This is a genomic window from Cellulomonas sp. ACRRI (genome assembly GCF_022346185.1).
GTDB lineage: Bacteria > Actinomycetota > Actinomycetes > Actinomycetales > Cellulomonadaceae > Cellulomonas.
Genome location: NZ_JAKRMS010000046.1, coordinates 1 through 22,412, shown reverse-complemented (window position 1 = coordinate 22,412; position 22,412 = coordinate 1). Strand labels below are relative to the sequence as shown.

Sequence of the window (22,412 nt, the reverse complement as noted above, 5' to 3'; positions counted from 1 at the left end):
ACCCACCCACCCACCGCACCACCCGACCCGAGGAGTGACGATGAGGTCCTCACGCACGACGGCGCTCGCCCTGACCGGCGCGCTGTCCTTCACCCTGCTCGCCGCGTGCAGCAGCGGATCCGACGACGCCGGCGAGGGCGACGGCACCGCGGGCGGGAAGACCGTCCTGCGCGTCGTGTCGCTGCTGCCCGGCTCGGAGCAGGAGGCGTTCGACGCCTTCGACGAGCAGGTCGCCCAGTTCGAGGAGGCGAACCCGGACATCGACGTGCAGCCGGAGGAGTACGAGTGGAAGGCGACGACGTTCGCCGCCCAGCTCGCCGGCGGCACGCTGCCCGACGTGTTCGAGATCCCGTTCACGGACGGCAAGACGCTGATCGAGAACGGCCAGCTCGCCGACATCGACGCCCAGGTGCAGGCGCTGCCCTATGCGGACGACTTCAACCCGAACGTCCTCGAGGCCGGCACCGGCGCCGACGGCAAGGTGTACGCGATCCCGGCCAAGTCGGTCTACGGCATCGGCCTGCACTACAACCGGGCGCTGTTCGCGCAGGCGGGCCTCGACCCCGACGACCCGCCGACCACCTGGGACGAGGTGCGCGCGGACGCCAAGGCGATCGCCGACGCCACCGGCCAGGCGGGCTACGCCACCATGACGCAGAACAACACGGGCGGCTGGCAGCTCACCGTCGCGACCTACGCCCGCGGCGGCCGCGTCCAGGAGACCGACGACGACGGGACGTACACCGCCACGCTCGACAACGACGGCACGAAGGCGGCCCTGGAGTACCTGCACGACCTGCGCTGGGAGGACGGCTCCATGGGCGCGAACTTCCTGCTCGACTGGTCGTCGATCAACCAGGCGTTCGCCGCGGGCCAGGTCGGCATGTTCACGTCGGGGTCGGACGTCTACACCTCGCTGGTGCAGACCAACGCGATCAACCCCGACGACTACGGCCTGACCGCCGTGCCGCTCGAGGGCGACGACGCGGGCGTGCTCGGCGGCGGGACGCTCGCCGCGGTCAGCACCTCGGCCTCCGAGGCGCAGAAGGAGGCCGCCGTGAAGTGGATCGACTTCTACTACCTGCGCAAGCTCACCGACTCCGACGCGGCGGTCAAGGACGCCGAGACCCTCGTGGCCTCGGACCAGCCGGTCGGCACCCCGGTGCTGCCGATCTTCAGCCAGGAGCAGTACGACGAGTCGCAGACCTGGATCGCCGACCTGGTGAACGTGCCGCTCGACCAGATGACCGGGTTCACCGACGTGATCTTCGACCAGCCGCTGATCCCGGAGCCGGCCGGCTCGACGCAGGAGCTGTACGGCGCGCTGGACACCGTCGTCCAGGCGGTGCTGACCGACGAGGACGCCGACATCGACGCGCTGCTGGAGCAGGCGGACGCGGACGTGCAGGCGATCCTCGACAAGAACGCGGGCTGACGTGGCCCTGACCCACGAGGCTCGTGCCACCTCGCCGCGGCGGACCCCCCTCACCTGGGTCCGCCGCGGCGGGCTGAGCACGCTCGTCTTCGCGCTGCCGCTGCTGGTGGTGTTCGGGCTGTTCTCCTGGCTGCCGATCGGCAAGGCCGTCGTGATGAGCCTCCAGGAGACCAACCTGGTCACCACCGCCTGGGTCGGCCTGGACAACGTCCGCACGGTGCTGGCCGACCCGCTGCTGGCCACCGCGGTCGGCAACACGCTGTGGTTCGCGGCGCTCGCCCTGCTGCTCGGCTACCCGGTGCCGCTGCTGGCCGCGGTGCTGATGAGCGAGGTGCGCCGGGCGAAGGGGCTGTACAGCGCGTTCGCCTACCTGCCCGTGGTGGTCCCGCCGGTCGTCGCCGTGCTGCTGTGGAAGTTCTTCTTCGACGCGCGGCCCGAGGGCGTGTTCAACACCATGCTCGGCTGGGTCGGCGTCGGGCCGGTGCCCTGGCTGCAGGACGCGGACTGGGCCATGCCGTCGCTGGTGCTGGAGGCCACCTGGGCCGCGGCCGGCGGCACGATCATCATCTACCTCGCCGCGCTGACGGCGGTGCCGGGGGAGCTGTACGACGCCGCCGAGGTGGACGGGGCGTCGGTGTGGCGCAAGGTCTGGCACGTGACGATGCCGCAGCTGCGCGCCGTCCTGCTCATCACGTTCATCCTGCAGATCATCGGGACCGCGCAGGTCTTCCTGGAGCCGTACCTGTTCACCGACGGCGGCCCCGCCAACGCCACGATCACGGTGCTCCTGCTCGTCTACCGGTACGCGTTCGGGCAGAGCCTCGGCGGCGACTACGGGGCGGCGACCGCGCTGAGCCTGATGCTCGCCGTCGTCCTGGCGGTGCTGTCGGTCGTGTACTTCCGCCTCACCCGGTCCTGGAGCCAGACATGACGACCTCGACGACGCCGGCCGGCCCGGCGCACGCGACGCCGGCGACCGCCGCCCTCCCCGGCCCCGGCGCGGCCGGTGCCGCGGAGGGCGGCGGCCCGGGGGCGCGCCGCCGCGGCCGGCCCGTGCTCCGGCGCACCCGCCGCCCGGACGAGGCCGACCGGGGCGCCCTGTCGCCCGCCGACTGGCGCCGCCCGCTGGTCCGCCGGTCGATGCGGCTGTCGCACGGCGTGCTGCTCGCGCTGCTGGTGCTGTGCGGTCTCGGCCCGCTGGTGCTGCTCGCCAAGTTCGCGATCACGCCGACCCAGGACATCCTGCGCACGCCGCTGGCGGTGTTCCCGCACGGGATCGCGTGGGACAACCTGTCGGCGGCCTGGAACGACGTGCAGGTCAGCCGGTACTTCCTCAACACCGTCGTGCTGGCCGCGGGGTCGTGGGCCAGCCAGATCCTGGTCGCCACGACGGGCGGCTACCTGCTGTCGGTGCTCCGGCCGCGGTACGCGAAGGTCGTGCAGGCGGCGGTGCTGGCGACGCTGTTCGTGCCGGCCGTCGTGCTGCTGGTGCCGCTGTACCTGGTGATCCTCGACCCGCCGGTGCTGGGGCGGTCGCTGATGAACTCGTACTGGGCGGTGTGGCTGCCCGCCGGCGCCAGCGCGTTCAACGTGCTGCTGGTGCAGCGGTTCTTCGACGGCCTGCCGCGCGAGGTGTTCGAGGCCGCGCGGGTCGACGGGGCGGGGCCGTTCCGGCTGTTCTGGTCGGTCGTGCTGCCGATGAGCCGCCCGATCCTCGGCGTCGTGTCGGTGTTCGCGATCATCGCGTCGTGGAAGGACTTCCTGTGGCCGCTGCTGGTGCTGCGGGACCCGGACATCCAGCCGCTGTCCGTGCGGCTGCCGTCGCTGCAGGCCACCACCGACCTCGGCGTGCTGATGGCGGCGCTGGCGATCTCGACGCTCATCCCGGTGCTGCTGTTCCTGGTGTTCCAGCGCCTGTTCCTGCGGGGCGCGGGGCTCGGCGGGGCCGTGAAGGGGTGACGCGCGTGCTCCCGGCGATCTGACGCGCCGTCGTATCAAGATCACGCCTGAGTGGTCGGCCTCCCGGCGGGCGGGTGCGGGGGCCGGTGGGATGATGAGGCGGTGTCTTCCCCCACCGTGACGGCGTCGTCGCTCGCACCGTACGACGCCCTCCTCCTGCTCTCGTTCGGCGGCCCGGAGAAGCCCGAGGACGTCCTGCCGTTCATGCGCAACGTGACCCGCGGCAAGGGCATCCCCGAGGAGCGCCTGGTCGAGGTCAGCCAGCACTACGCGCTGTTCGGCGGCCGCAGCCCGATCAACGACCAGAACCGCGAGCTGCTCGCCGCGCTGCGCGCCGAGCTCGACGCGCGCGGCATCGACACCCCGCTCGCGTGGGGCAACCGCAACTGGGAGCCGTACACCGACGGCGCCCTGGCGGACCTGCGCGAGCGCGGCGCGTCCCGCGTGCTCGCGGTCGTCACCAGCGCGTACGGGTCCTACTCGGGCTGCCGGCAGTACCGCGAGCACGTCGCCGCGGCGCTCGCGGGCATGGCCGGGGAGCCCGAGGGCTGCGCCGACGCCGAGGCCGCCGCGGGCGTCCAGGTCGACAAGCTCCGGCACTACTTCAACCACCCGGGCTTCGTGCGCGCCAACGCGGACGCCGTGGTCGAGGCGTTCACCGAGCTCGCCGCGCAGGTCGGCCGGCCGGTCGCCGAGGTCGCCGCCGAGGCGCCGCTGCTGTTCGTCACGCACTCGATCCCGCTCGCGATGGAGGCCGGCTCGGCCGCCGCCCGCCCCGGCTACCAGGCCCAGCACCAGGACGCCTGCCGCGAGGTGGTGCAGCTCGTCGCCGCCGAGCTCGGGGTGTCGCCGGACTGGAGCCTGGCGTTCTGCTCGCGCTCCGGCCCGCCCTCGCAGCCGTGGCTGGAGCCCGACATCAACGACGTGCTGGCCGAGCGGGCGGAGGCCGGCACCACCGCCGTCGTGATGTCGCCGATCGGCTTCGTCTCCGACCACATGGAGGTCGCCTACGACCTCGACACCGAGGCCATGGCCACGGCGCGGGACCTCGGCGTCACCGCGGTGCGCGCCGGCTCGGCGTCCACCCGGGCCCCGTTCGTCGCGGGCCTGGTCGACCTGGTGCTCGAGCGCGCGGCCGCCGAGCGCGGCGAGGACCCCGACCGGGTGACGGTCGGCGTGCTCGGCGCCTGGCCGGACCGGTGCGCCGTGGGCTGCTGCTTCCAGCGCGCCGGCGTCGACACGGGCCTGCCCACGATCAACCAGCAGCGAGCGGACGACACCAGCGAGGGAGCAGCAGCACGATGAGCACCACGACGCCGCCGGCCGGCGGGCACAGCACCGAGGTCGCCGACGAGATCAACGCCTCGATCCGGTACGCGATGTACGCGGTGTTCGAGACCACCGAGCCGCTGCCGGCCGAGGACGCCGAGCGGAAGCGCCTGGTCGAGGACGCGCTCGCCGCGCTGACCGGCCCGGACGCGCCGGAGGGCCTCGTCGTGCGGGGCTGGTACGACGTGGCCGGCCTGCGCGCCGACGCGGACCTCATGGTGTGGTGGTGGGCGCCGACCATCGAGGCCGTTCAGGAGGCGTTCCACCGGCTGCGCGCGAGCGAGCTCGGTGCCCACCTGCTGCCCGTGTGGTCCGTCGCGGCGATGCACCGCCCCGCGGAGTTCAACCGCGGCCACGTCCCGGCGTTCCTGGCCGGCGAGGCGCCGCGCGACTACCTGTGCGTGTACCCGTTCGTGCGGTCGTACGAGTGGTACCTGCTGAGCGACGAGGAGCGCCGCGAGCTGCTCCGCGAGCACGGCCACGCCGCGCGCGACTACGCCGACGTCCGCGCCAACACGCTGTCGTCGTTCGCGCTCGGCGACTACGAGTGGATCCTCGGCTTCGAGGCCGACGAGCTGCACCGCATCGTCGACCTCATGCGCGACCTGCGCGCGACCGGCGCCCGCCGGCACGTGCGCGAGGAGGTGCCGTTCTACACCGGCCCGCGCGTCGAGCTCGCGGACTGGGCGGAGCGGCAGCCGCGCGCCTGAGCGCGGCTAGACGGGCTCCTCGGCGGGGGCGGGCAGCAGGCGGCTGACCCGCCCCTCGCCGTCCGTGAGCACGAGCGCGCCGTCGACGACCGCGGCGCGCACCGGGTGGGCGAGCAGGTCGAGCACGGCGCGCTCGCGGGCCATGTGCTCCGGCGTGCCGGCCATCAGCGTGGTGACGACCGGGCCGAAGGTGAGCGTCCCGGTGGTGGACGCGGGCGCGTCGGCGTCGCCGTCGCCGCCGTCGGCCGCGAAGGACCAGGTGCCTCGCAGCCGGTTCACGCCGCCCGTGCCGTAGACCTGGCCGTCCCCGGAGAACGTCAGCGCCGGGTGCGCGCGCTCCGGCCCGTCGTCGAGCGGCGCGCCCGCGACCTCGGTGAACCGCCACGTCCCCACGACGACCTCGTCCATGGCGCCGATCCTGCCACCCCGCGCCGCGCGCCGCCCCGGATCCCCACCCGATCGACCCGCCGCATGCCGGTCGATCAGGGGGCAGCGCGACGATCCGGTGGGGTCGCCCGGCCTACGCTCTCCGGCCTCGCCGCCTCCGATCCGAGGGGGCGGGGCCGGAAGGCGTAGGCCGCGCCCGCGGGGCCGCGCCGCGGCACGGTCACCAGGCGGCGGCCAGGGCCTCCAGGGTCGCGATGCGGTCCTCGACCGCGTGGGTCGTCGCCGTCACGATCAGCTCGTCCGCCCCGGTGCGCTCCACCAGCTCGCGCAGGGCGGCGGCCGCGGGCTCCGCGGTCGTGGCGATCTGGGTGCCGGCCACCTTCGCGAAGAACTCCGCCGCCTGCACCGGGTCCAGGCCCGCCAGGAGCTTCTCGGCGTCCTCCGGGGTCTCGATCGGCGCCAGCGCGCCCCGGCTCCGCAGCCGCAGCGCCATGACCTTCGACGGCCCGGCCAGCCACTGCGCGCGCTCCTGCGACTCGGCCACGATCACCGACGCCGACACCATGAGGTGCGGGGCGTCCAGGATCGCGGAGGGCCGGAACGCCGACCGGTAGACCTCGGCGGCGGTCGTCGTGATGCCGGTGCCGAAGTGGTGCGCGTAGGAGAACGGCAGGCCGAGCTCGCCGGCCAGCTGGGCGCTGAACGTCGACGATCCGAGCAGCCAGACCTCCGGCGTCCCGGCGGGCACCGGGGTGGCGCGCAGCCGCTGCGCGACCGCCGACGCCGCCCGGCCCGCGGGCAGCTGCCCCAGCAGGTGCAGCACGTCCAGCAGCTCGGCGGGGAAGTCCTCCGCGCCCAGGCCCTCGACGGTGCGGCGCAGGGCGGCGGCGGTCATCGGGTCGGCGCCGGGCGCGCGGCCGATGCCCAGGTCCACCCTCCCCGGGTGCAGCGCCTCCAGCATCGCGAACTGCTCGGCGATCACCAGCGGCGGGTGGTTCGGCAGCATGACGCCGCCGGAGCCGACCCGGATGCGGTCGGTGGACGCGGCGAGGTGCGCCAGCAGCACGCCCGGCGAGGTCGACGCGACGGCGGGCATGCTGTGGTGCTCGGCGACCCAGAACCGGCGGTAGCCCAGCGCGTCGGCGCGGCGGGCCAGTGCCGTGGAGTCGGCCAGGGCGTCGGCGCTGGTCGCCCCGGTCCCGACCGGGGACAGGTCCAGCACGGACAGCGGGACCTCGGGGCGGACGACGGGCTGGTGCGCGCGGGCGGCGTCGGGTGTGCTCACGTCAGGGGCAACGCGGCCGGCCCGCGGGTGCTTCCCCGGGCCGGCCGCGTCCCGCGTCACAGCCGCGGCGCGCGGCCGCGCGGCCCGCGGATCAGGGGTACAGCCCCCGCAGCTGGTGCGCCTCGGCCACGCGCCGCACCCCGATGACCAGCGCCGCGTCCCGCAGCGTGATGCGGTCGGCCCGGGCCCGCTGCGCCACCGCCGCGTACGCGGCGCGCATCCGCTGCTCCAGCCGGTCCTCGATCTCGCGCTCGGTCCACCAGTACGCCTGCTGGGCCTGCACCCACTCGAAGTACGAGACCACCACGCCACCGGCGTTCGCCAGGATGTCGGGGACGACGGTGATCCCGCGGTCGGCCAGCACCCGGTCGCCCGCGCTGGTCGTCGGGCCGTTCGCGCCCTCGACCACCCAGCGCGCCTTGACCGCGGCGGCGGAGTCTTCGTCCAGGACGTCCTCGGTCGCGGCGGGGACCAGGACGTCGACGTCGAGGGCCAGCAGCTCGGCGTTCGTCACGGGGTCGGCGCCCGCGAAGCCGACCACCGACCCCGTCTCGACGACGTGGGTGTGCAGCGCGGCGACGTCCAGGCCGCCGGGGTGGTGCACGCCGCCGTACTGGTCGCTGACGCCGACCACGCGCGCGCCGCCCTCCGCGAGGAACCGCGCCGCGTGCGAGCCCACCTTGCCGAAGCCCTGCACCGCCGCCGTCACCTCGGACAGCCCGGTGCCGGCGTCGGCGAGCGCGGCGGCGGTCGCGTGCACGACCCCGCGCGAGGTGGCCGTCGCCCGGCCGAGCGAGCCGCCGACGGCCAGCGGCTTGCCCGTGACGACGGCCGGGATCGTGTACCCGGAGTTGACCGAGTACGTGTCCATGACCCAGCTCATCGTCTGCTCGGTGGTGCCCACGTCCGGCGCCATGATGTCCCGCTCCGGGCCGATGATCGGCATCACCTCGGAGGTGTACCGCCGGGTCACGCGCTCGAGCTCGGCGGGGGAGTACCCGCGCGGGTCGATGGCCACGCCGCCCTTGGCGCCGCCGTAGGGCAGCTCGACGACCGCGCACTTCCAGGTCATCCACATCGCCAGCGCCCGGACCTCGTCGATGTCGACGCCCGGGGCGTAGCGCAGGCCGCCCTTGCCGGGGCCGCGGGAGATGTTGTGCTGCACCCGGTAGCCGGACAGCAGCTCGATCCGGCCGTCGTCCCGGCGCAGCGGCACCGCGACGTGCAGCTCGCGGCGCGGGGTGGCGAGCATCTGGTGCAGGCCGTCGTCGTAGCCGAGCAGCTCGACGGCCGACGACAGCTGCGCGAGCGCCGTCGTCAGGGGGGAGGTGCGCGGTGCGCGCGTCGCGGGGGTGGGCGACGCGGGCGTACCGGCGGGTGCTGTCGCGGTCATGCAGAGGCCTCCTGGGCATCGCGTCCGGCAGCCCGGGCGCGGCCTCGTCGCCGCCCCCGCCGGCGGCGGCCGGGGGTACGTCGTCACTGTGCCACACCGCGTCGGACGCCGGGTGTCCGGAACCGCGGGGACGAACCGGGCGAACGGGTCGCGTCCCCGGACCCGCGGGGCGGCGGCGCGTCGGCGTGCCGCGCGGGTCAGGAGGTGCGGCCCGGCCCGTACTCGAAGTGCCAGTACTCGGCGTACGGCTGGCCCTGGCGGACCCGGGCCGGCGCGTACCAGCCGTAGGTCGGGCCGTTCGCGACCAGCCAGTCGTACCGCGCCGTGCCGAAGCCGTAGGTGCCCGGCCACTCCTGCACGTCCAGCGCGGTGCCGAGCCCGTGCGACGAGGTCCCCGGCGCCGCGGCGAGCCCGCCGAACGCCGCCTTCATCGCCACCTGGTCCTCGTACGACCGGTAGGTCAGGTCCATGTCGACCGGGGCGCCGAACTGCGCGCGGAACGCCTCGTTCAGCGCGGTCAGCGCGTCGGCGGCGTCGCAGCGCAGGTACTGGGCGAACCCGAGCTGGTCGGTGCCCCACGGCACCTGGCACATGGCCGAGGCGGGCATGTGGCCGTTCGACCCGTCGCCGTCGGCGGTCGGCACCGAGGTGACCCACAGGACGTTCCCCTGCGCGTCGACCGGGCGGCCGTCGACCCACCCGGCGATGCCGGGGCCGCTCGGCGCGCCGGCGGGGGCGCCGGACCCGGTGCCCGCGGACGCGCGCGCCGCGTCGGCGGCGGCCTGCTCCTCCGCGGCGCGGGCGGCCTCGGCGGCGGCCGCCGCGGCCTCCGCGGCGGCCTGCTCCGCGGCGACCCGGGCGGCCTCCTGGGCCGCGGCCTGCTCCCGGGCGGCGCGGCCGGCCTCGGCCGCCTGGCGGGAGGCCTCGGCGACGGCGGCGCCGCGCCGCTCGGCCAGGAAGTCGTCCTCGACCGCGGCGAGCTCGGCCGACAGCCCGATCGCCTCGGCCCGCTGCTCGGCCGCCGCGGCACGCTCGCGGGCCTCGTGCAGCTGCACGCCCGCCACCGCCACGCCGGCGACCAGCACGGCGCTGGTCGCCCCGGCGACGACCGCACGCCCGCGGCCCGCCGCGCCGCCCCGGCGGCGTGCCCGGGCGGCGCGGCGGGTCGGCGGCGTCGCCCCCGGCTCCGTCACCTGCCGCCCAGGCCGTCGATCCGCGCGAGCTCGTCGGCGGACAGCGTGAACTGCAGCGCCTCCAGGTTGTGCGCGATCCGGTCCTTGTTCGTCGACTTCGGGATGACGACGATCCCGTGGTCGACGTGCCAGCGCAGCACGACCTGGCGGGTGCTGACGCCGTGCGCCTCGGCGATCTCCGTCAGCACCGGGTCGGCCAGGTCGGTCCGCTTGAACGGGCTGTACCCCTCGACGACGACGCCGCGCTCGGCGTGGGCCGCGAGCAGGTCGGCGTCGAAGTCGCCCGGGCTCCACGGGATCTGGTTCACCGCGGGCGCCTCGCCGGTGGCGGCGATCAGCTCGTCGATCTGCGCGATCGAGTAGTTGGACACGCCGATCGACCGCACCAGGCCCTCGTCGCGCGCGGCGATGAACTGCTCCCAGGTGGCGGGCGTCGCCTGCTTGTTCGGCGGCCAGTGGACCAGCCACAGGTCGAGGTGGTCGGTGCCGAGGGCGGCCAGCGACTCGTGCAGGGTCTGGCGCTCGCGGCCCGCGTGGTCCGGCGGCAGCTTGGTGGTGACGAACACGGCGTCGCGGTCGACGTCCACCAGGGACAGCGCACGGCCGACCTCGGCCTCGTTGCCGTAGCCCGTGGCGGTGTCGACGTGGGTGTAGCCGAGCTCGAGCGCGGCGACGACGGCGCGCTCGGCGTCGCCGCCCTCGGACTGCCAGGTGCCGAGGCCGAGCAGCGGCATCTCGCCGCCCGTGATCGTGACGGTGGGGATCTGCGGAGCGGGTGTCATGCGTCCATCGTGGCTCAGCCCGCGGCGCGGGGCCACGGCAGCGCCGGGACCGGGGGTGCGACCGCCGCCGCGGGCGGACGGCCCCCGGACCCCGCGACCGCCCGGGCCGCGCGGCGGAACTGCGCCGGAGTCTCCCCGGTCAGCCGCCCGAACGTCCGGGTGAAGGAGGCCTGGTCGTAGAACCCCGCCGCCGCGGCGACCTCGGCGAGCGGCAGGTCCGACCCGGCGAGCAGCCCGGCGGCGTGGTCGACCCGCGCCCGGAGCACGTACTGCTGCGGCGACAGCGCGTACACCCGGCGCACGCGGCGGTCGAGCGTCGACGGCGAGCAGCCGGCAGCCTGCGCGAGCTCGGCCACGGTCGGCGGGTCCGCGAGCCGGCCCTGCACGAAGGCGGCCACCCGGGACAGCGCCTCGACGGTCGCGGCGTCGGCGTCGCCCGCGCGCAGCGCCTGCGAGATGCTCACCAGCCCGACGACGGCGCCGGCGTCGTCGCGGACCGGCTCCTTGGACGTCAGGTACCAGCCGGGCGGGCCGCCGGGGCGGCGGATCAGCTCGAGCTCGCGGTGCAGCGGCCGGCCCGTGGCCAGCACGTCGCGGTCCTGCGCGTCGTACCGCTCGGCCAGGTGCGGGAGGAACAGCTCGGCGGCGGTCCTGCCGACGACGGCGCGGCGCGACCGCTCGGGGGTGCGGCGGACGAACGCGTCGTTGACCACCACGTACCGGCCGGTGACGTCCTTGGCGCAGAACATCGTGCCGGTGAGGTCGTCGCACAGCCGGAGCAGCGCCGGGGTGAGCGCGCGCGTCAGGGCTCGGGCGGCGTCGTCGGCCGCGCCCTGCGCACCGGGCGTGCCGGTCACGGGCGCCGAGGACGCGGCGGCGGGGTGGGGTGGACGGCGTTCCATGTCGGGGGCAGCGTAGGTGCTGCGCGTGACGGGCACGTGTCACGGATCGGGCCCGGTGGCCCGGCCGATCCGTGCAAGACGGGCCACGGGCCGCTCGGGAAGGATCCCGCCATGACGACGACCCACGACCCGGCCGCCGCGGCCGGCGCCGCCGAGCCCGCCGCCGCGACCGCCCCGGAGCACCTGACCGCGGACGCGGTGGAGCTCGCGCACCGCTGGATGGCCGCGACCGCCGCGGACGAGACCCCCGCCGAGCGGCGGGCCACCGGGCGGCTCGCCGCGCTGGTCGCCGACCCCGCGGGCCTGGAGCTGGCCGTGCGGTTCGTGGACCGGGTCGCCCGCCCGGAGGACGCCCGGGTCGCCGCGGCCGAGCTCGCCGGCCTCGGCGACCGTGCCGCCGACGCCGCCGCGTTCCTGGGTGGCGTGGACCGGGTGCTGCTCGGGGTCGGCGCGAAGGTCGCCCCGCTGCTGCCGTCGGTCGTCGTGCCCGCGGCGCGCGTCCGGCTGCGCCAGCTGGTCGGCCACCTGGTCGCCGACGCCGGGCCGGGACTCGGCCCGCACCTGGCGCGCGCCCGCGCCGAGGGCTTCCGGCTCAACGTCAACCTGCTGGGCGAGGCCGTGCTCGGCGAGGACGAGGCCAACCGCCGGCTGCACCGCGTCGCCGAGCTCGCCGCCCGCCCCGACGTCGACTACGTGTCGATCAAGGTCTCGGCCGTCGCCAGCCAGCTGTCGACCTGGGACACCGAGGGCAGCGTGCGGCGGGTCGTCGAGCGGCTGCGCCCGCTGTACCGGGCCGCCGCCGCGAGCGGCACGTTCCTCAACCTCGACATGGAGGAGTACCGCGACCTCGCCCTGACGGTGCGGGTGTTCGACGAGCTCGTGAACGACCCCGAGGTGCGCGGCGCCGAGATGGGCATCGTGCTGCAGGCGTACCTGCCCGACACCTCCGCCGCGCTCGAGGAGATCACCGCGATCGCCCGGCGCCGGGTCGAGGCGGGCGGCGCGCGCCTCAAGGTGCGGCTGGTCAAGGGCGCCAACCTCGCGATGGAGCAGGTCGAGGCCGAGCTGCACGGCTGGGCCCAGGCGCCGTACGCCGGCAAGCCCGACGTCGACGCGCACTACGTCCGGCTGGTCCGGCGCGCCCTGGACCCCGCCCGGACGTCCGCCCTGCGCGTGGGGGTCGCGAGCCACAACCTGTTCCACGTCGCGTACGCGCACCTGCTCGCCGGCCACCGCGGCGTGTCCGAGGCGCTCGACATCGAGATGCTGCAGGGCATGGCGCCGGCGCAGGCCCGCGCGGTGCAGCGCGAGTTCGGCCAGGTGCTGCTGTACACGCCGGTGGTCGCGAAGCAGGACTTCGACGTCGCGATCTCCTACCTGGTGCGCCGGCTGGAGGAGAACGCCGCGCACCAGAACTTCCTGCACGCGCTGTTCGCCGGCGGGGACGGCCCGGACGAGGGGATCGCGTCCCAGGAGGACGCGTTCCTCGCGTCGGTGGCGCGCGCGGACCGGGTGCCGGTCGGGCGTCGCCGGCTGCCGCGCGACCCCGGGGCGCCGTCGCCGGAGCCGGGCGCGTTCCGGAACGCCGCCGACACCGACCCGGCCGTCGCCGAGTCCCGGGACTGGGCGGCCCGCCTGGTGGCCGCGGACGTCGAGCCGCCGGCCGGCGCCGTCGAGGTCGGGACCGAGGCCGAGGTGGACGCGGTCGTCGCCCGCGCCGTCGGCGCCGCGCCCGCGTGGTCCGCCCGGACCCCCGCCGAGCGCGCCGCGGTGCTGCGCCGCGCCGCGGACGAGCTCGAGGCCGCCCGCGGCGACCTGGTCGCGACGATGGTGCACGAGGGCGGCAAGACCGTCGCCGAGGCCGACCCCGAGGTCAGCGAGGCCGTCGACTTCGCCCGCTACTACGCCGACCGCGCCGAGGACCTGGCCGACGGGCGGGTCCCGGGCGCGGTGTTCCGGCCGCGCGGCGTCACCGTCGTCACCCCGCCGTGGAACTTCCCGGTCGCCATCCCGGTCGGCTCGGTGCTGGCGGCGCTCGCTGCCGGGTCGCCGGTGCTGATCAAGCCCGCGCCGCAGACCCCGCGGTGCGTGCGGGTGGCCGGCGCGGCGATCCAGCGGGCGCTCGACGCGTCCGGGGTCGCCGAGGCGGCGCTGCAGGTCGTGCTGTCGCCCGAGGGGGACGTCGGCCGCCGGCTGGTCACGCACCCGGACGTCGCGCGGGTCGTGCTGACCGGGTCGCTGGAGACCGCGCAGCTGTTCGCCGGCTGGCGGCCCGACCTGGACGTGCACGCGGAGACCTCCGGCAAGAACGCGCTCATCATCACGCCGTCCGCCGACGTCGACCTGGCGGTGGCCGACCTGGTGCGGTCCGCGTTCGGGCACGCGGGGCAGAAGTGCTCGGCGGCGTCGCTCGCGATCCTCGTCGGGTCGGCGGGCACCTCCGACCGGCTGCGCCGGCAGCTCGCCGACGCGGTCTCGTCGCTGCGCGTCGGCTGGTCCGACGACCTCGGCACCACGATGGGGCCGCTGGTCGAGCCGGCGTCCGGCAAGCTGCTCCGCGCGCTGACCACGCTGGACGAGGGAGAGGCGTGGCTGGTGCGGCCGCGGCGGCTCGACGAGGAGGGCCGGCTGTGGACCCCCGGCGTCAAGCACGGCGTGCGCCCCGGGTCCTGGTTCCACCTCACCGAGTGCTTCGGCCCGGTGCTCGGCGTCATCCGGGTCGACACCCTGGACGAGGCGATCGAGGTGCAGAACGCCGTGGCGCTCGGCCTGACCGGCGGCCTGCACTCGCTGGACGAGGCGGAGATCGCGCACTGGCTCGACCGGGTCGAGGTCGGCAACGCCTACGTCAACCGGCACATCACCGGCGCGATCGTGCAGCGGCAGCCGTTCGGCGGCTGGAAGGCGTCGGTCGTCGGTCCCGGCGCCAAGGCCGGCGGGCCGTCCTACGTGGCGCAGCTCGGCGCCTGGTCCGACGCCCCGGAGATCGCGGCGCTGGACGACGAGGCCTGGCTGGCCTGGGCCGAGGCCGACGACGCGCGGGTGTGGCGGGACGAGCTCGGCGCCGCGCACGACCCGTCCGGGCTGGCGTCCGAGGAGAACGCCCTGCGCCACCGCCCCGTGCCGCACCTGACCGTCCGGGTCGGTGCCGACGCGCGGGACCGGGACGTGCGGCGCGTGCTGTCGGCGGCGCGCACCGCCGGGGTGCCGGTGACGGTGAGCCGCCCGGCCGACGAGCCGGACGAGGCGTTCGCGGCGCGGGTCGCCGCGGGCGAGGTGACCGGCCGGGTGCGGGTCGTCGGGTCGGCGCCGGGTCTGCGCGCCGCGGCGGTCACCCGCACCGGCGAGGTGACCGTGCTGGACGCATTGGTCGTCGCGAGCGGGCGCCGGGAGCTCATGACGGTCGTCCGCGAGCAGGCGGTCTCGCGCACCCGCCACCGCTTCGGTCACGTCGACCCGACGCGCTGACGGCGGGGCCGCGCGGCACGCCCGGGCCGCGCGGCGCGACCCGAGCGGGGCGCGCTGCGCCCCTGCCCCCGCCACGTGGCCGGCACCCGGCGCGGCAGTCGCGTGCGCGAGTGTGCAAGGAACACGTCGAGTGTGCATCCGCGGGATGCACACTCGACGTGTTGCTTGCACAGTCGGCGATGCCGGCGGCCGCCGGGCGACGGCCAGCCGGGCGCACTCCCGCGCCGGCGCGCCCGCGCCCGGCGGCGGGTCAGGCCGAGCCGCGGACGACCAGCTCCGGCGCGAACACCTGGGCCTCGGTGCGCGCGTGCCGGCCCTGCAGCTGCGCCACCAGCTCCTCGCCCGCCGCGCGCGCCATGGCGATCACCGGCTGCGTGACCGTGGTGAGGTTCGGCTTCGTGGTGGTGGCCAGGCCCGAGTTGTCGTACCCCACCACCGCCACGTCGCCGGGGACGTCCCGCCCGGCCTCGGCCAGCTCGGGCAGCGCCCCGGCCGCCATGAGGTCCGAGGCGATGAAGATCCCGTCGAGGTCGGGGAACCGGTCGAGCAGCTCGCGCGCCGCCGCGGCCCCGCCGTCGACCGTGAAGTCGCCGTGCACCATCGCGTCGTCCGGGAGGCCCGCGTCGGCGAGCGCGGCGCGCCACCCCGCGAGCCGGTCGATGCCGGCGGACATGTCGGCTGGGCCCGCGATGGTCGCGATCCGCCGCCGGCCGAGCCGGACCAGGTGCTCCGTCGCCAGCCGCCCGCCGCGCACGTTGTCGGTGTCCACGACCGCCGCGGACTCGCCGCCGACGAGGGGCCGGCCGATGAACACGGTCGGCAGCCGGGACGCCTGCAGCGCCCGGTCGATGGCGTCGTCCCGGTGGTGCGACACCACGATCGCGCCGTCGACGTGGCCGGCGCGCAGGTACCGGGCGGTGCGCTCGGACTCCCCGGGCCGCGCGATGACCAGCAGCAGCTGCAGGTCGGCGAGCGCGAGCGGGGTGGACACGCCGTTGAGCACCCCGGCGAAGAACGGGTCGGACAGCACGCGCTCGTCCGGCTCGGGCACGACCAGCGCGACGGAGTCGGTGCGCCTGGTGACGAGCGAGCGGGCGGCGCGGTTCGGGGTGTAGCCGAGGTCGGCGACCGCCGCGGCGACGGACTCCATGGCCTCGGGCGACACCCGGTCGCCGCCGTTGATGGCGCGTGAGGCGGTGGACCGGGAGACGCCGGCGCGCAGCGCGACCTGCTCCAGCGTCGGCGCCGGGTGGGCGGCCGACGGGATGGCGGACTGGTCGATCACGGTGGATCGCCCCCTCGTGACGGTCGGGTGGCGGCGCCCCGCGAGGCACCGGCGGACGCGCGCCCCTGCGCGGGGCCCGAGGACGGGCCCCGCGCGAAGCGTAGCGGTCAGCCCTTGACGGCCCCCGCCATGATCCCCGCGACCAGCTGGCGGCCGGCGACGACGAACAGCAGGAGCAGCGGGATGATCGACAGGACGACGCCGGCCATGATGAGCGGCAGGTCCTGGAAGAAGCCGGCCTGGAGCAGCTTGAGCGCCACCGGCAGCGTCGGGTTCTGCGTGCCGAGCACGATGGACGGCCAGAAGAAGTTCGTCCACGACGTGATGAAGGTGAACAGCGCCAGCATCGCCGCCGCCGGCCGGGCCGCGGGCAGCGCCACCGACCAGAACGTGCGGAACATGGACGCGCCGTCGACCCGCGCCGCCTCGATGAGCTCGTAGGGGAGCGCGGAGTCGAGGTACTGGGTCATCCAGAACACGCCGAACGCCGTGACCATCGCCGGCAGGATCACCGCCAGCAGGTTGCCGGTGAGACCGAGCTGTCGCATGACGATGTAGAGCGGGACGACGCCGAGCTGGGTCGGCACGGCCATCGTCGCGATGACGAACACCAGCAGCGGGCCGCGGCCGCGGAACCGCAGCTTGGAGAACGAGTAGCCCGCGAGCGTGGAGAAGAACACCACGGACAGGCTGGTGATCACGGCGACGATCAGGGAGTTGCCGGTCGCCTTCACCAGGTCGATGTCGGCGTCGAAGACGCGCTGCAGGTTGGTGAGGAACTCGCCGCCCGGGAGCAGCGAGGGCACCGGGTTCTGCGCCACCTCGGCCGACGTCGAGGACGACAGCAGGAAGGTGTAGTAGAGCGGGTAGGCCGAGATCAGCAGGAAGACGCCGAGGACGACGTAGGTCACCCAGCCCGGCCGGCGGTCGGCGCCGCCGTTGGTCTTGTTGCGCTTGCGCTGCGCCGCGCGGGCCGCGCCCTTGCCGGCGGTCTGCGCGATGACGGGGACGGACGGGGCGCTCATCGGGGGTCCACCTCGGTCGGTGCGGCCGCGGGGACCGCGGCGTCGGACGTCTGCTTCACCCGGCGGGCCAGGTCGCGCGAGGCGCGTCGGCTCTGCTTGCGGGCGGCCTTCGCGGTGCGGCTCATGTCGTCCGCGGAGGCGATGCGCCGGGTCAGCCAGTTGTTGAGCAGCGCGAAGATGATGATGATCAGGAACAGCAGCCAGGCGACCGCCGCGGCCCGGCCGAGCTGCTGCTTGTTCCAGCCCAGCTCGTACAGGTAGAGCGTCACGGTCTTCCACTGGCCGTTCGAGCCGCCGAGGCCGGTCGCGTCGTACATGCGGGGCTCGTCGAAGATCTGCAGGCCGCCGATGGTGGACGTGAGGATCACGAAGATCATCGTCGGGCGGACCATCGGCACGGTGATGGAGAAGAACTGCCGGAGGCGGTTCGCGCCGTCGAGCGTCGCGGCCTCGTACATGTCGCGGGGGATCGCCTGCATGGCGGCCAGCAGGATCAGCGCGTTGTAGCCGGTCCAGCGGAAGTTCACCATCGAGGCGATGGCGATGTGCGAGGCGAACGCGTCCTTGTGCCAGCCGATCGGGTCGATGCCGATCTGGCCGAGCAGGGAGTTGATCATGCCCGAGCCGTCGGCGAACATCTGCGAGAACACCAGGCCGACGGCGACCGGGGCGACGACGTAGGGGAGCAGCACGCCCATCCGCCAGAACGTCTTCGCGCGGAGGTTCGCGTCCAGCATCGCGGCGATGACGAGGGCGGCGATCACCTGGGGCACCGTGGACAGCAGGAAGATGCTGAAGGTGTTGCGCAGCGAGTTCCAGAAGAAGGTCTGCCCGAGCACGAACGTGAAGTTGTCGAAACCGACGAACTCGCCCTGGCCGCCGATCAGGCTCCACTCGTGCAGCGAGACCCAGCCCGTGTAGAGCAGCGGGAACAGGCCGACCACCGCGAAGAGCAGGAAGAACGGCGAGATGTAGAGGTAGGGCGAGACCTTCACGTCCCAGCGGCCCAGCGTCTGCTTGAAGCCGATCTTGCGGGGCGCGCGGTCGTCGTCGCTGCGCGGTGCCGCGCCCCTGGGGGGCGCCGTCTGGGTGGCCATGGGGATCCTTCGTGCGGGCGGGCCGGGGTCGTGCGGTGCGGGGCGCGGGCGGTGCCCGCGCGACGGACCGGGCCGCCGGGGAGTCCCGGCGGCCCGGCCCGGTGGGGTCAGCCGATCGCGGCGACCGCGTCCTCGAAGCCCTTCCAGGACTCCTCGGGGGTCATCGACTTGTCGACGTCGACGCGGTTGAAGGCGTCCGACAGGCCGGTGCGGATGGTGAAGTAGTTCTCACCCTTGAACGGCGCGACGGAGATGGCCGCGGCCCGGTCGGTGTAGATCTGGCCGGTCGGCGCGTCGTTGAAGAACTCGCGGGTCATGCCCTGGAGCTCGTCCGACTGCTGCGCCTCGATCTGGCTCGGGAAGTTGCCGTTGACCTTGAACGCGGCGAGCTGCTGCTCCGGGGCGGTCAGCCAGTCGGCGAGGGCCTTGGCCTCCTCAGGGTGCTTCGACATCGTCGGGACGGCGAGGAACGAGCCGCCCCAGTTGCCGCCGCCGCCGGGGAAGACGTTGGCGATGTCCCAGCCCTCGACGCCCGCCGAGTTGCCCTCGATGTTGCCGAGGAACCAGGCCGGGGCCAGCGCGACCGCGAAGCCGTTGCTCTGGAACGCGTTCGTCCAGTCGGTCTCCCACTGCTTGAGACCGGCGGACTGGTCCTCGTGCGACAGGATCGTGTCGTAGATGTCGCGGATCTCGGGGTTGTCGAGCGCGATGATCTCGCCGGAGTCGGGGTCCTCGAACGGCACCTCGACCTGGTTGATCATGCCCTGGGCCAGCGCGTCGGCGGAGTCGAAGAACGCCGGCCCGGTGCCCGCGGCCATGAACTGGTCGCCGACGGCGAAGAAGTCGTCCCAGGTGGCGTCCTCGCCGCCGAACAGCTCGGCCACGGCCTCGCGGTCCGTCGGGAGGCCCGCGGCGGCGAACAGGTCGGCGCGGTAGGCGATGGCCTCCGGGCCGATGTCGGTCGGGTAGCCGAGCAGCGCGCCGTCGGGGGTGGTGGCCTGGTCGGTGGTCCACTTGTTCCAGCGGCCCTCGACCGAGTCGCTGGTCAGGTCGGTGAACTGGTCCGAGTACTGGATCATCTGCGGCAGCCAGTCGACCTCGACGCCGACGACGTCCGCGAGGCCCGAGCCGGCGCCGAGCGCCGTCTGGAACTGCTCCTTAGCGTCGTCCGACTTGCCGAACTTGTTGTGCTCGATCTTGATGTTCGGGTTCTCCTCCTCGTACTGCTTGAGGAGGTCCTCGTAGCCGAACTGGTTGAAGGTCGAGATGGTCAGGGTGATCTGACCGTCCGAGCCCTCGTCGCCGGCGGCGTCGTCCGACCCGCCGCCGCACGCCGTCGCCAGCAGGGCGACGCTCGCCGCTCCGGCCACGGCCACCCAGGTCTTGCGCGTGCTCCTGCGCACTGTGACTCCCTCGTCATCCGCGGCGACGTCGCCGCTCCCATCGGGTCGCCGGCACCGGCGCCCGTCGTGGAACCGCTCCCACCACGTTCTGCGGGAGCGCTCTCACGCCATGTCAGGCACCTTGTCGTCCGGGGGTGGAGGAAGTCAAGCGAGGGGGTGGGCAAACGGGTGTGGAAGCGGTCCCACCGCAGCGTTGCCGCAGGTCAGCGAGGTTCAGCCGCGGACCGCGTTACGCAATCGTTACCCCTCGTGCGTGCTCGCGACCCACTCGCGCGCCACGCCGGCCTCGGCCTCGAGCGCACCGCGCACCGCCTTGGCGGCCGCCTGCTCGACGGCGGACCCGAACAGCGGGACGTTCGCCTTGAGGTCGCCGTCGTAGGTGATCTCCGAGCCGCTCCCGGCCGCGGTCAGGGCGACGGTCCCCGTCAGCCGCACCGGGGCGCCGGCGATCTCCACGGCGACCGTGCCCGTCCGGGAACCGTCCGCGGCCGGGGCCTCCCAGGCCTCGACCTGGCGCACCTCGAGCGTCGAGCCGACGAACGCGCGGACGTTCGGCGGGATCAGGTCCGTCGGCAGCGCGCGCCGGGTCGTGACCGTCAGCGCGCCGTCCTCCGCGGGCGCCACGTCGACGTGCAGCACCTCGGCGCCGCTCGCCAGCACCTTCGCCCGGACGTACACCGGGTCGGCCAGCATCGTCCCGGCGGTGCGGGGATCGGTCGGGACGGGGACGGTGACCTGCAGGTGCACGGGCGTTCGGGTCCTTCCGAGGTGCGCGGGCGGCCGCGGGGGAGGTGCGGTTCCGACGACAGTATCCGCCCGCGCGGGGCGGCGCGCCCCGGCCCGGTCCCGGGCGTGGGGCGCGTCACGTGCCGGGGCGTGGGACGGCCCCGGGGACGGGGCGCCGTGCGCCGTACCCTGGGGCGGTGTCCACCCTGAGCGAGCTCGCGCAGCGCCACGCCCACCTCGACGCCGCGGACCTCGAGTGGCTGCACCTGCTGGTCGGCGACTGGCAGGTCATCTCGGACCTGGCGTTCGCGGACCTCGTGCTCTGGCTGCCCACCGAGGACGGCGACTTCGTGGCGATCGCGCAGGCGCGCCCCAGCACCGGCGCCACGGTGCACTACGACGACGTGGTGGGTTCCCGCGCGCCGGAGGGGCAGCGCCCCCAGCTCGAGCGCTCGCTGAGCGAGGTCCGGGCGCAGCGGTCGCGCGAGCCGCGCTGGTTCGGGTCGTACGCGGTGCGCGAGGAGGCGGTCCCGGTCGTGCACGACGGCCGCGCGATCGCCGTCATCGCCCGGCAGACCAACCTCGGCGGCGCCCGCACGCCCAGCCGCCTGGAGCTGAACTACGTCGAGGCCGCCGACGACATCATGGGGATGATCGCCCGCGGCGAGTTCCCGATGACCAACGCCGCGACCGGCCCGCGCCGGGGCGCCCCGCGCGTCGCCGACGGCCTCGTGCGGCTGAACTCCGAGGGCGAGGTGCTGTACGCCAGCCCGAACGCCCTGTCCTGCTTCCACCGGTTCGGCGCGATGGACGACCTGGTCGGGCGCTCCCTGGTGGAGGTCGTCGCCGACCTGATCGAGCAGAACTCGCCCGTCGACGAGTCGATGCCGCTGGTGCTGATGGGCCGGGCGCCGTGGCGGACCGACATCGAGGCGCACGGCGTGGCGCTGTCCCTGCGCGCGGTCCCGCTGTCCGAGGAGGGCGAGCGGATCGGCGCCGTGCTGCTGTGCCGCGACGTGTCCGAGCTGCGCCGCCGCGAGCGGGAGCTCATCACCAAGGACGCCACGATCCGCGAGATCCACCACCGCGTGAAGAACAACCTGCAGACGGTGGCGGCCCTGCTGCGGCTGCAGGCCCGCCGGATGAACGTCCCCGAGGCCCGCGCGGCGCTCGAGGAGGCCATGCGCCGGGTCGCCACCATCGCGCTGGTGCACGAGACGCTGTCGCAGACGCTCGACGAGACCGTCGTGTTCGACGAGCTGGTCGGCCGGTCGCTCCGGCTCGCGGCGGACGTGGCGTCGGCCGGCGCGTCGGTCCGGACGCTCGTCCGCGGCACGTTCGGGCCGGTGTCCGCCGAGGACGCCACGGCGCTGGCGCTCGTGCTCACCGAGCTGGTCACGAACGCCGTCGAGCACGGGCTGGCCGGCCGGGACTCGGGGTCCGTCGAGGTCACCGCCGAGCGCGTCGAGGACGACCTCACGGTGACCGTCGCGGACGACGGCGCGGGCATCCCCGCGGACTCGGGCGGCACCGGCACCGGCCCCGGCACGGGGCTGGGGACGCAGATCGTGTCGACCCTGGTGACGAACGAGCTGCGCGGGTCGATCACGTGGTCCCCGCGCGAGGGCGGCGGCACAGAGGTCACGCTGCGCGCGACGCTGCGCACCCCGGGCCGCGACGCGGCCGCGACCGTCGCCTGACGCCCGCGGCGCCCCGCACCTGCGGCCCGCGCCACCCGCCGCCCGCCGCGCCACCCGCGCGCATGCGCCCCACTCGGGTGCCCCCGCCGAGATGGCAACTCTCGGCTGCGCGACAACGCCTGCCCGCAGCCGAGAGTTGCCATCTCGCGGGGACGAGCCCGCCGAGTCTGCGGAAGCGGACTGCGCGCGGTCGCGCGGGCAGAGGCACGAGACGGAGACTCGGCGACGCGACGCGACGCGACGCGGCGCGGCGCGGCGCGGCGCGGCGCGTGCGGCGCGGGTGGGAGGAACGGCGACGCCCGCCGTGCCCCGGGGGGAGGGGCGCGGCGGGCG

General features: G+C 75.1%; 18 protein-coding genes. 7 read left to right on the top strand and 11 right to left on the bottom strand.

Annotated features, from left to right (window positions below):
* Nucleotides 1-40 precede the first annotated feature (40 nt).
* The 5 genes from MHY85_RS10325 (at nucleotide 41) to hemQ (ending at nucleotide 5,433) form a co-directional block, all read left to right on the top strand.
* Nucleotides 41-1,435 carry an ABC transporter substrate-binding protein gene (locus MHY85_RS10325; protein ID WP_239196060.1) on the top strand — a complete coding sequence of 465 codons (1,395 nt, stop codon included), beginning with the start codon at nucleotides 41-43 and terminating at the stop codon, nucleotides 1,433-1,435.
* Between the two features lies 1 nt (nucleotide 1,436).
* Nucleotides 1,437-2,366, top strand: a complete 930-nt coding sequence (locus MHY85_RS10320) for a carbohydrate ABC transporter permease (RefSeq protein WP_239196058.1) — start codon at nucleotides 1,437-1,439, stop codon at nucleotides 2,364-2,366.
* Nucleotides 2,363-3,394, top strand: a complete 1,032-nt coding sequence (locus tag MHY85_RS10315) for a carbohydrate ABC transporter permease (protein ID WP_239196056.1) — start codon at nucleotides 2,363-2,365, stop codon at nucleotides 3,392-3,394. Before MHY85_RS10320 ends, MHY85_RS10315 begins: the two co-directional genes overlap by 4 nt.
* A gap of 102 nt (nucleotides 3,395-3,496) precedes the next feature.
* Nucleotides 3,497-4,699: a ferrochelatase gene (locus MHY85_RS10310; protein ID WP_239196054.1), complete on the top strand. Its 1,203-nt coding sequence runs from the start codon at nucleotides 3,497-3,499 to the stop codon at nucleotides 4,697-4,699.
* Nucleotides 4,696-5,433, top strand: a complete 738-nt coding sequence (hemQ, locus tag MHY85_RS10305; protein ID WP_239196052.1) for a hydrogen peroxide-dependent heme synthase — start codon at nucleotides 4,696-4,698, stop codon at nucleotides 5,431-5,433. The genes MHY85_RS10310 and hemQ overlap by 4 nt, the downstream gene beginning before the upstream one ends.
* A 6-nt stretch (nucleotides 5,434-5,439) precedes the next feature.
* Here the strand turns inward: hemQ and MHY85_RS10300 are convergent, their stop codons facing one another.
* The 6 genes from MHY85_RS10300 to MHY85_RS10275 form a co-directional block, all read right to left on the bottom strand.
* Complete coding sequence (locus MHY85_RS10300) at nucleotides 5,440-5,841, bottom strand: META domain-containing protein (protein ID WP_239196050.1); 402 nt, start codon at nucleotides 5,839-5,841, stop codon at nucleotides 5,440-5,442.
* Between the two features lie 199 nt (nucleotides 5,842-6,040).
* Complete coding sequence (locus MHY85_RS10295) at nucleotides 6,041-7,105, bottom strand: LLM class flavin-dependent oxidoreductase (RefSeq protein WP_239196048.1); 1,065 nt, start codon at nucleotides 7,103-7,105, stop codon at nucleotides 6,041-6,043.
* Nucleotides 7,106-7,196: 91 nt separating this feature from the next.
* Complete coding sequence (locus MHY85_RS10290; protein WP_239196046.1) at nucleotides 7,197-8,498, bottom strand: Glu/Leu/Phe/Val dehydrogenase; 1,302 nt, start codon at nucleotides 8,496-8,498, stop codon at nucleotides 7,197-7,199.
* 197 nt (nucleotides 8,499-8,695) lie between these two features.
* A complete protein-coding gene (locus tag MHY85_RS21860; RefSeq protein ID WP_239196044.1) occupies nucleotides 8,696-9,691 on the bottom strand; it encodes a M15 family metallopeptidase in 996 nt (331 codons plus the stop codon).
* Nucleotides 9,688-10,473, bottom strand: a complete 786-nt coding sequence (locus MHY85_RS10280) for an aldo/keto reductase (RefSeq protein WP_239196042.1) — start codon at nucleotides 10,471-10,473, stop codon at nucleotides 9,688-9,690. The genes MHY85_RS21860 and MHY85_RS10280 overlap by 4 nt, the downstream gene beginning before the upstream one ends.
* Nucleotides 10,474-10,487: 14 nt before the next feature.
* Nucleotides 10,488-11,375, bottom strand: a complete 888-nt coding sequence (locus MHY85_RS10275; protein WP_239196040.1) for an AraC family transcriptional regulator — start codon at nucleotides 11,373-11,375, stop codon at nucleotides 10,488-10,490.
* 111 nt (nucleotides 11,376-11,486) lie between these two features.
* Between MHY85_RS10275 and MHY85_RS10270 the strand changes: the two genes are divergently transcribed.
* Nucleotides 11,487-14,843 (top strand): proline dehydrogenase family protein, encoded by a 3,357-nt coding sequence (locus MHY85_RS10270; RefSeq protein WP_374233387.1) that lies wholly within the window; start codon nucleotides 11,487-11,489, stop codon nucleotides 14,841-14,843.
* Between the two features lie 250 nt (nucleotides 14,844-15,093).
* On the opposite strand, the gene MHY85_RS10265 is transcribed toward MHY85_RS10270, so the two are convergent.
* The 5 genes from MHY85_RS10265 to MHY85_RS10245 form a co-directional block, all read right to left on the bottom strand.
* A complete protein-coding gene (locus MHY85_RS10265) occupies nucleotides 15,094-16,128 on the bottom strand; it encodes a LacI family DNA-binding transcriptional regulator (protein ID WP_239196038.1) in 1,035 nt (344 codons plus the stop codon).
* A gap of 107 nt (nucleotides 16,129-16,235) precedes the next feature.
* On the bottom strand, nucleotides 16,236-17,153 hold the full coding sequence (locus MHY85_RS10260; protein ID WP_239196036.1) for a carbohydrate ABC transporter permease: 918 nt from the start codon (nucleotides 17,151-17,153) through the stop codon (nucleotides 16,236-16,238).
* Nucleotides 17,150-18,250, bottom strand: a complete 1,101-nt coding sequence (locus tag MHY85_RS10255) for a carbohydrate ABC transporter permease (RefSeq protein ID WP_239196034.1) — start codon at nucleotides 18,248-18,250, stop codon at nucleotides 17,150-17,152. The genes MHY85_RS10260 and MHY85_RS10255 overlap by 4 nt, the downstream gene beginning before the upstream one ends.
* Before the next feature lie 107 nt (nucleotides 18,251-18,357).
* Entirely contained in the window at nucleotides 18,358-19,653 is a 1,296-nt protein-coding gene (locus tag MHY85_RS10250; RefSeq protein WP_239196032.1) for an ABC transporter substrate-binding protein, read from the bottom strand.
* 240 nt (nucleotides 19,654-19,893) lie between these two features.
* On the bottom strand, nucleotides 19,894-20,400 hold the full coding sequence (locus MHY85_RS10245; RefSeq protein WP_239196030.1) for a DUF2505 domain-containing protein: 507 nt from the start codon (nucleotides 20,398-20,400) through the stop codon (nucleotides 19,894-19,896).
* Between the two features lie 176 nt (nucleotides 20,401-20,576).
* On the opposite strand from MHY85_RS10245, the gene MHY85_RS10240 reads away from it, so the two are divergent.
* Complete coding sequence (locus tag MHY85_RS10240) at nucleotides 20,577-22,079, top strand: sensor histidine kinase (RefSeq protein ID WP_239196028.1); 1,503 nt, start codon at nucleotides 20,577-20,579, stop codon at nucleotides 22,077-22,079.
* The last annotated feature ends 333 nt before the right edge of the window (nucleotides 22,080-22,412 follow it).

What these genes read in the sequence shown, in the direction of transcription:
- MHY85_RS10325 (WP_239196060.1), top strand. Translation starts at nt 41, where the DNA reads ATGAGGTCCTCACGCACGACGGCGCTCGCCCTGACCGGCGCGCTGTCC.
- MHY85_RS10315 (WP_239196056.1), top strand. Translation starts at nt 2,363, where the DNA reads ATGACGACCTCGACGACGCCGGCCGGCCCGGCGCACGCGACGCCGGCG.
- hemQ (WP_239196052.1), top strand. Translation starts at nt 4,696, where the DNA reads ATGAGCACCACGACGCCGCCGGCCGGCGGGCACAGCACCGAGGTCGCC.
- MHY85_RS10300 (WP_239196050.1), bottom strand. Translation starts at nt 5,841, where the DNA reads ATGGACGAGGTCGTCGTGGGGACGTGGCGGTTCACCGAGGTCGCGGGC.
- MHY85_RS10290 (WP_239196046.1), bottom strand. Translation starts at nt 8,498, where the DNA reads ATGACCGCGACAGCACCCGCCGGTACGCCCGCGTCGCCCACCCCCGCG.
- MHY85_RS10280 (WP_239196042.1), bottom strand. Translation starts at nt 10,473, where the DNA reads ATGACACCCGCTCCGCAGATCCCCACCGTCACGATCACGGGCGGCGAG.
- MHY85_RS10275 (WP_239196040.1), bottom strand. Translation starts at nt 11,375, where the DNA reads ATGGAACGCCGTCCACCCCACCCCGCCGCCGCGTCCTCGGCGCCCGTG.
- MHY85_RS10270 (WP_374233387.1), top strand. Translation starts at nt 11,487, where the DNA reads ATGACGACGACCCACGACCCGGCCGCCGCGGCCGGCGCCGCCGAGCCC.
- MHY85_RS10260 (WP_239196036.1), bottom strand. Translation starts at nt 17,153, where the DNA reads ATGAGCGCCCCGTCCGTCCCCGTCATCGCGCAGACCGCCGGCAAGGGC.
- MHY85_RS10255 (WP_239196034.1), bottom strand. Translation starts at nt 18,250, where the DNA reads ATGGCCACCCAGACGGCGCCCCCCAGGGGCGCGGCACCGCGCAGCGAC.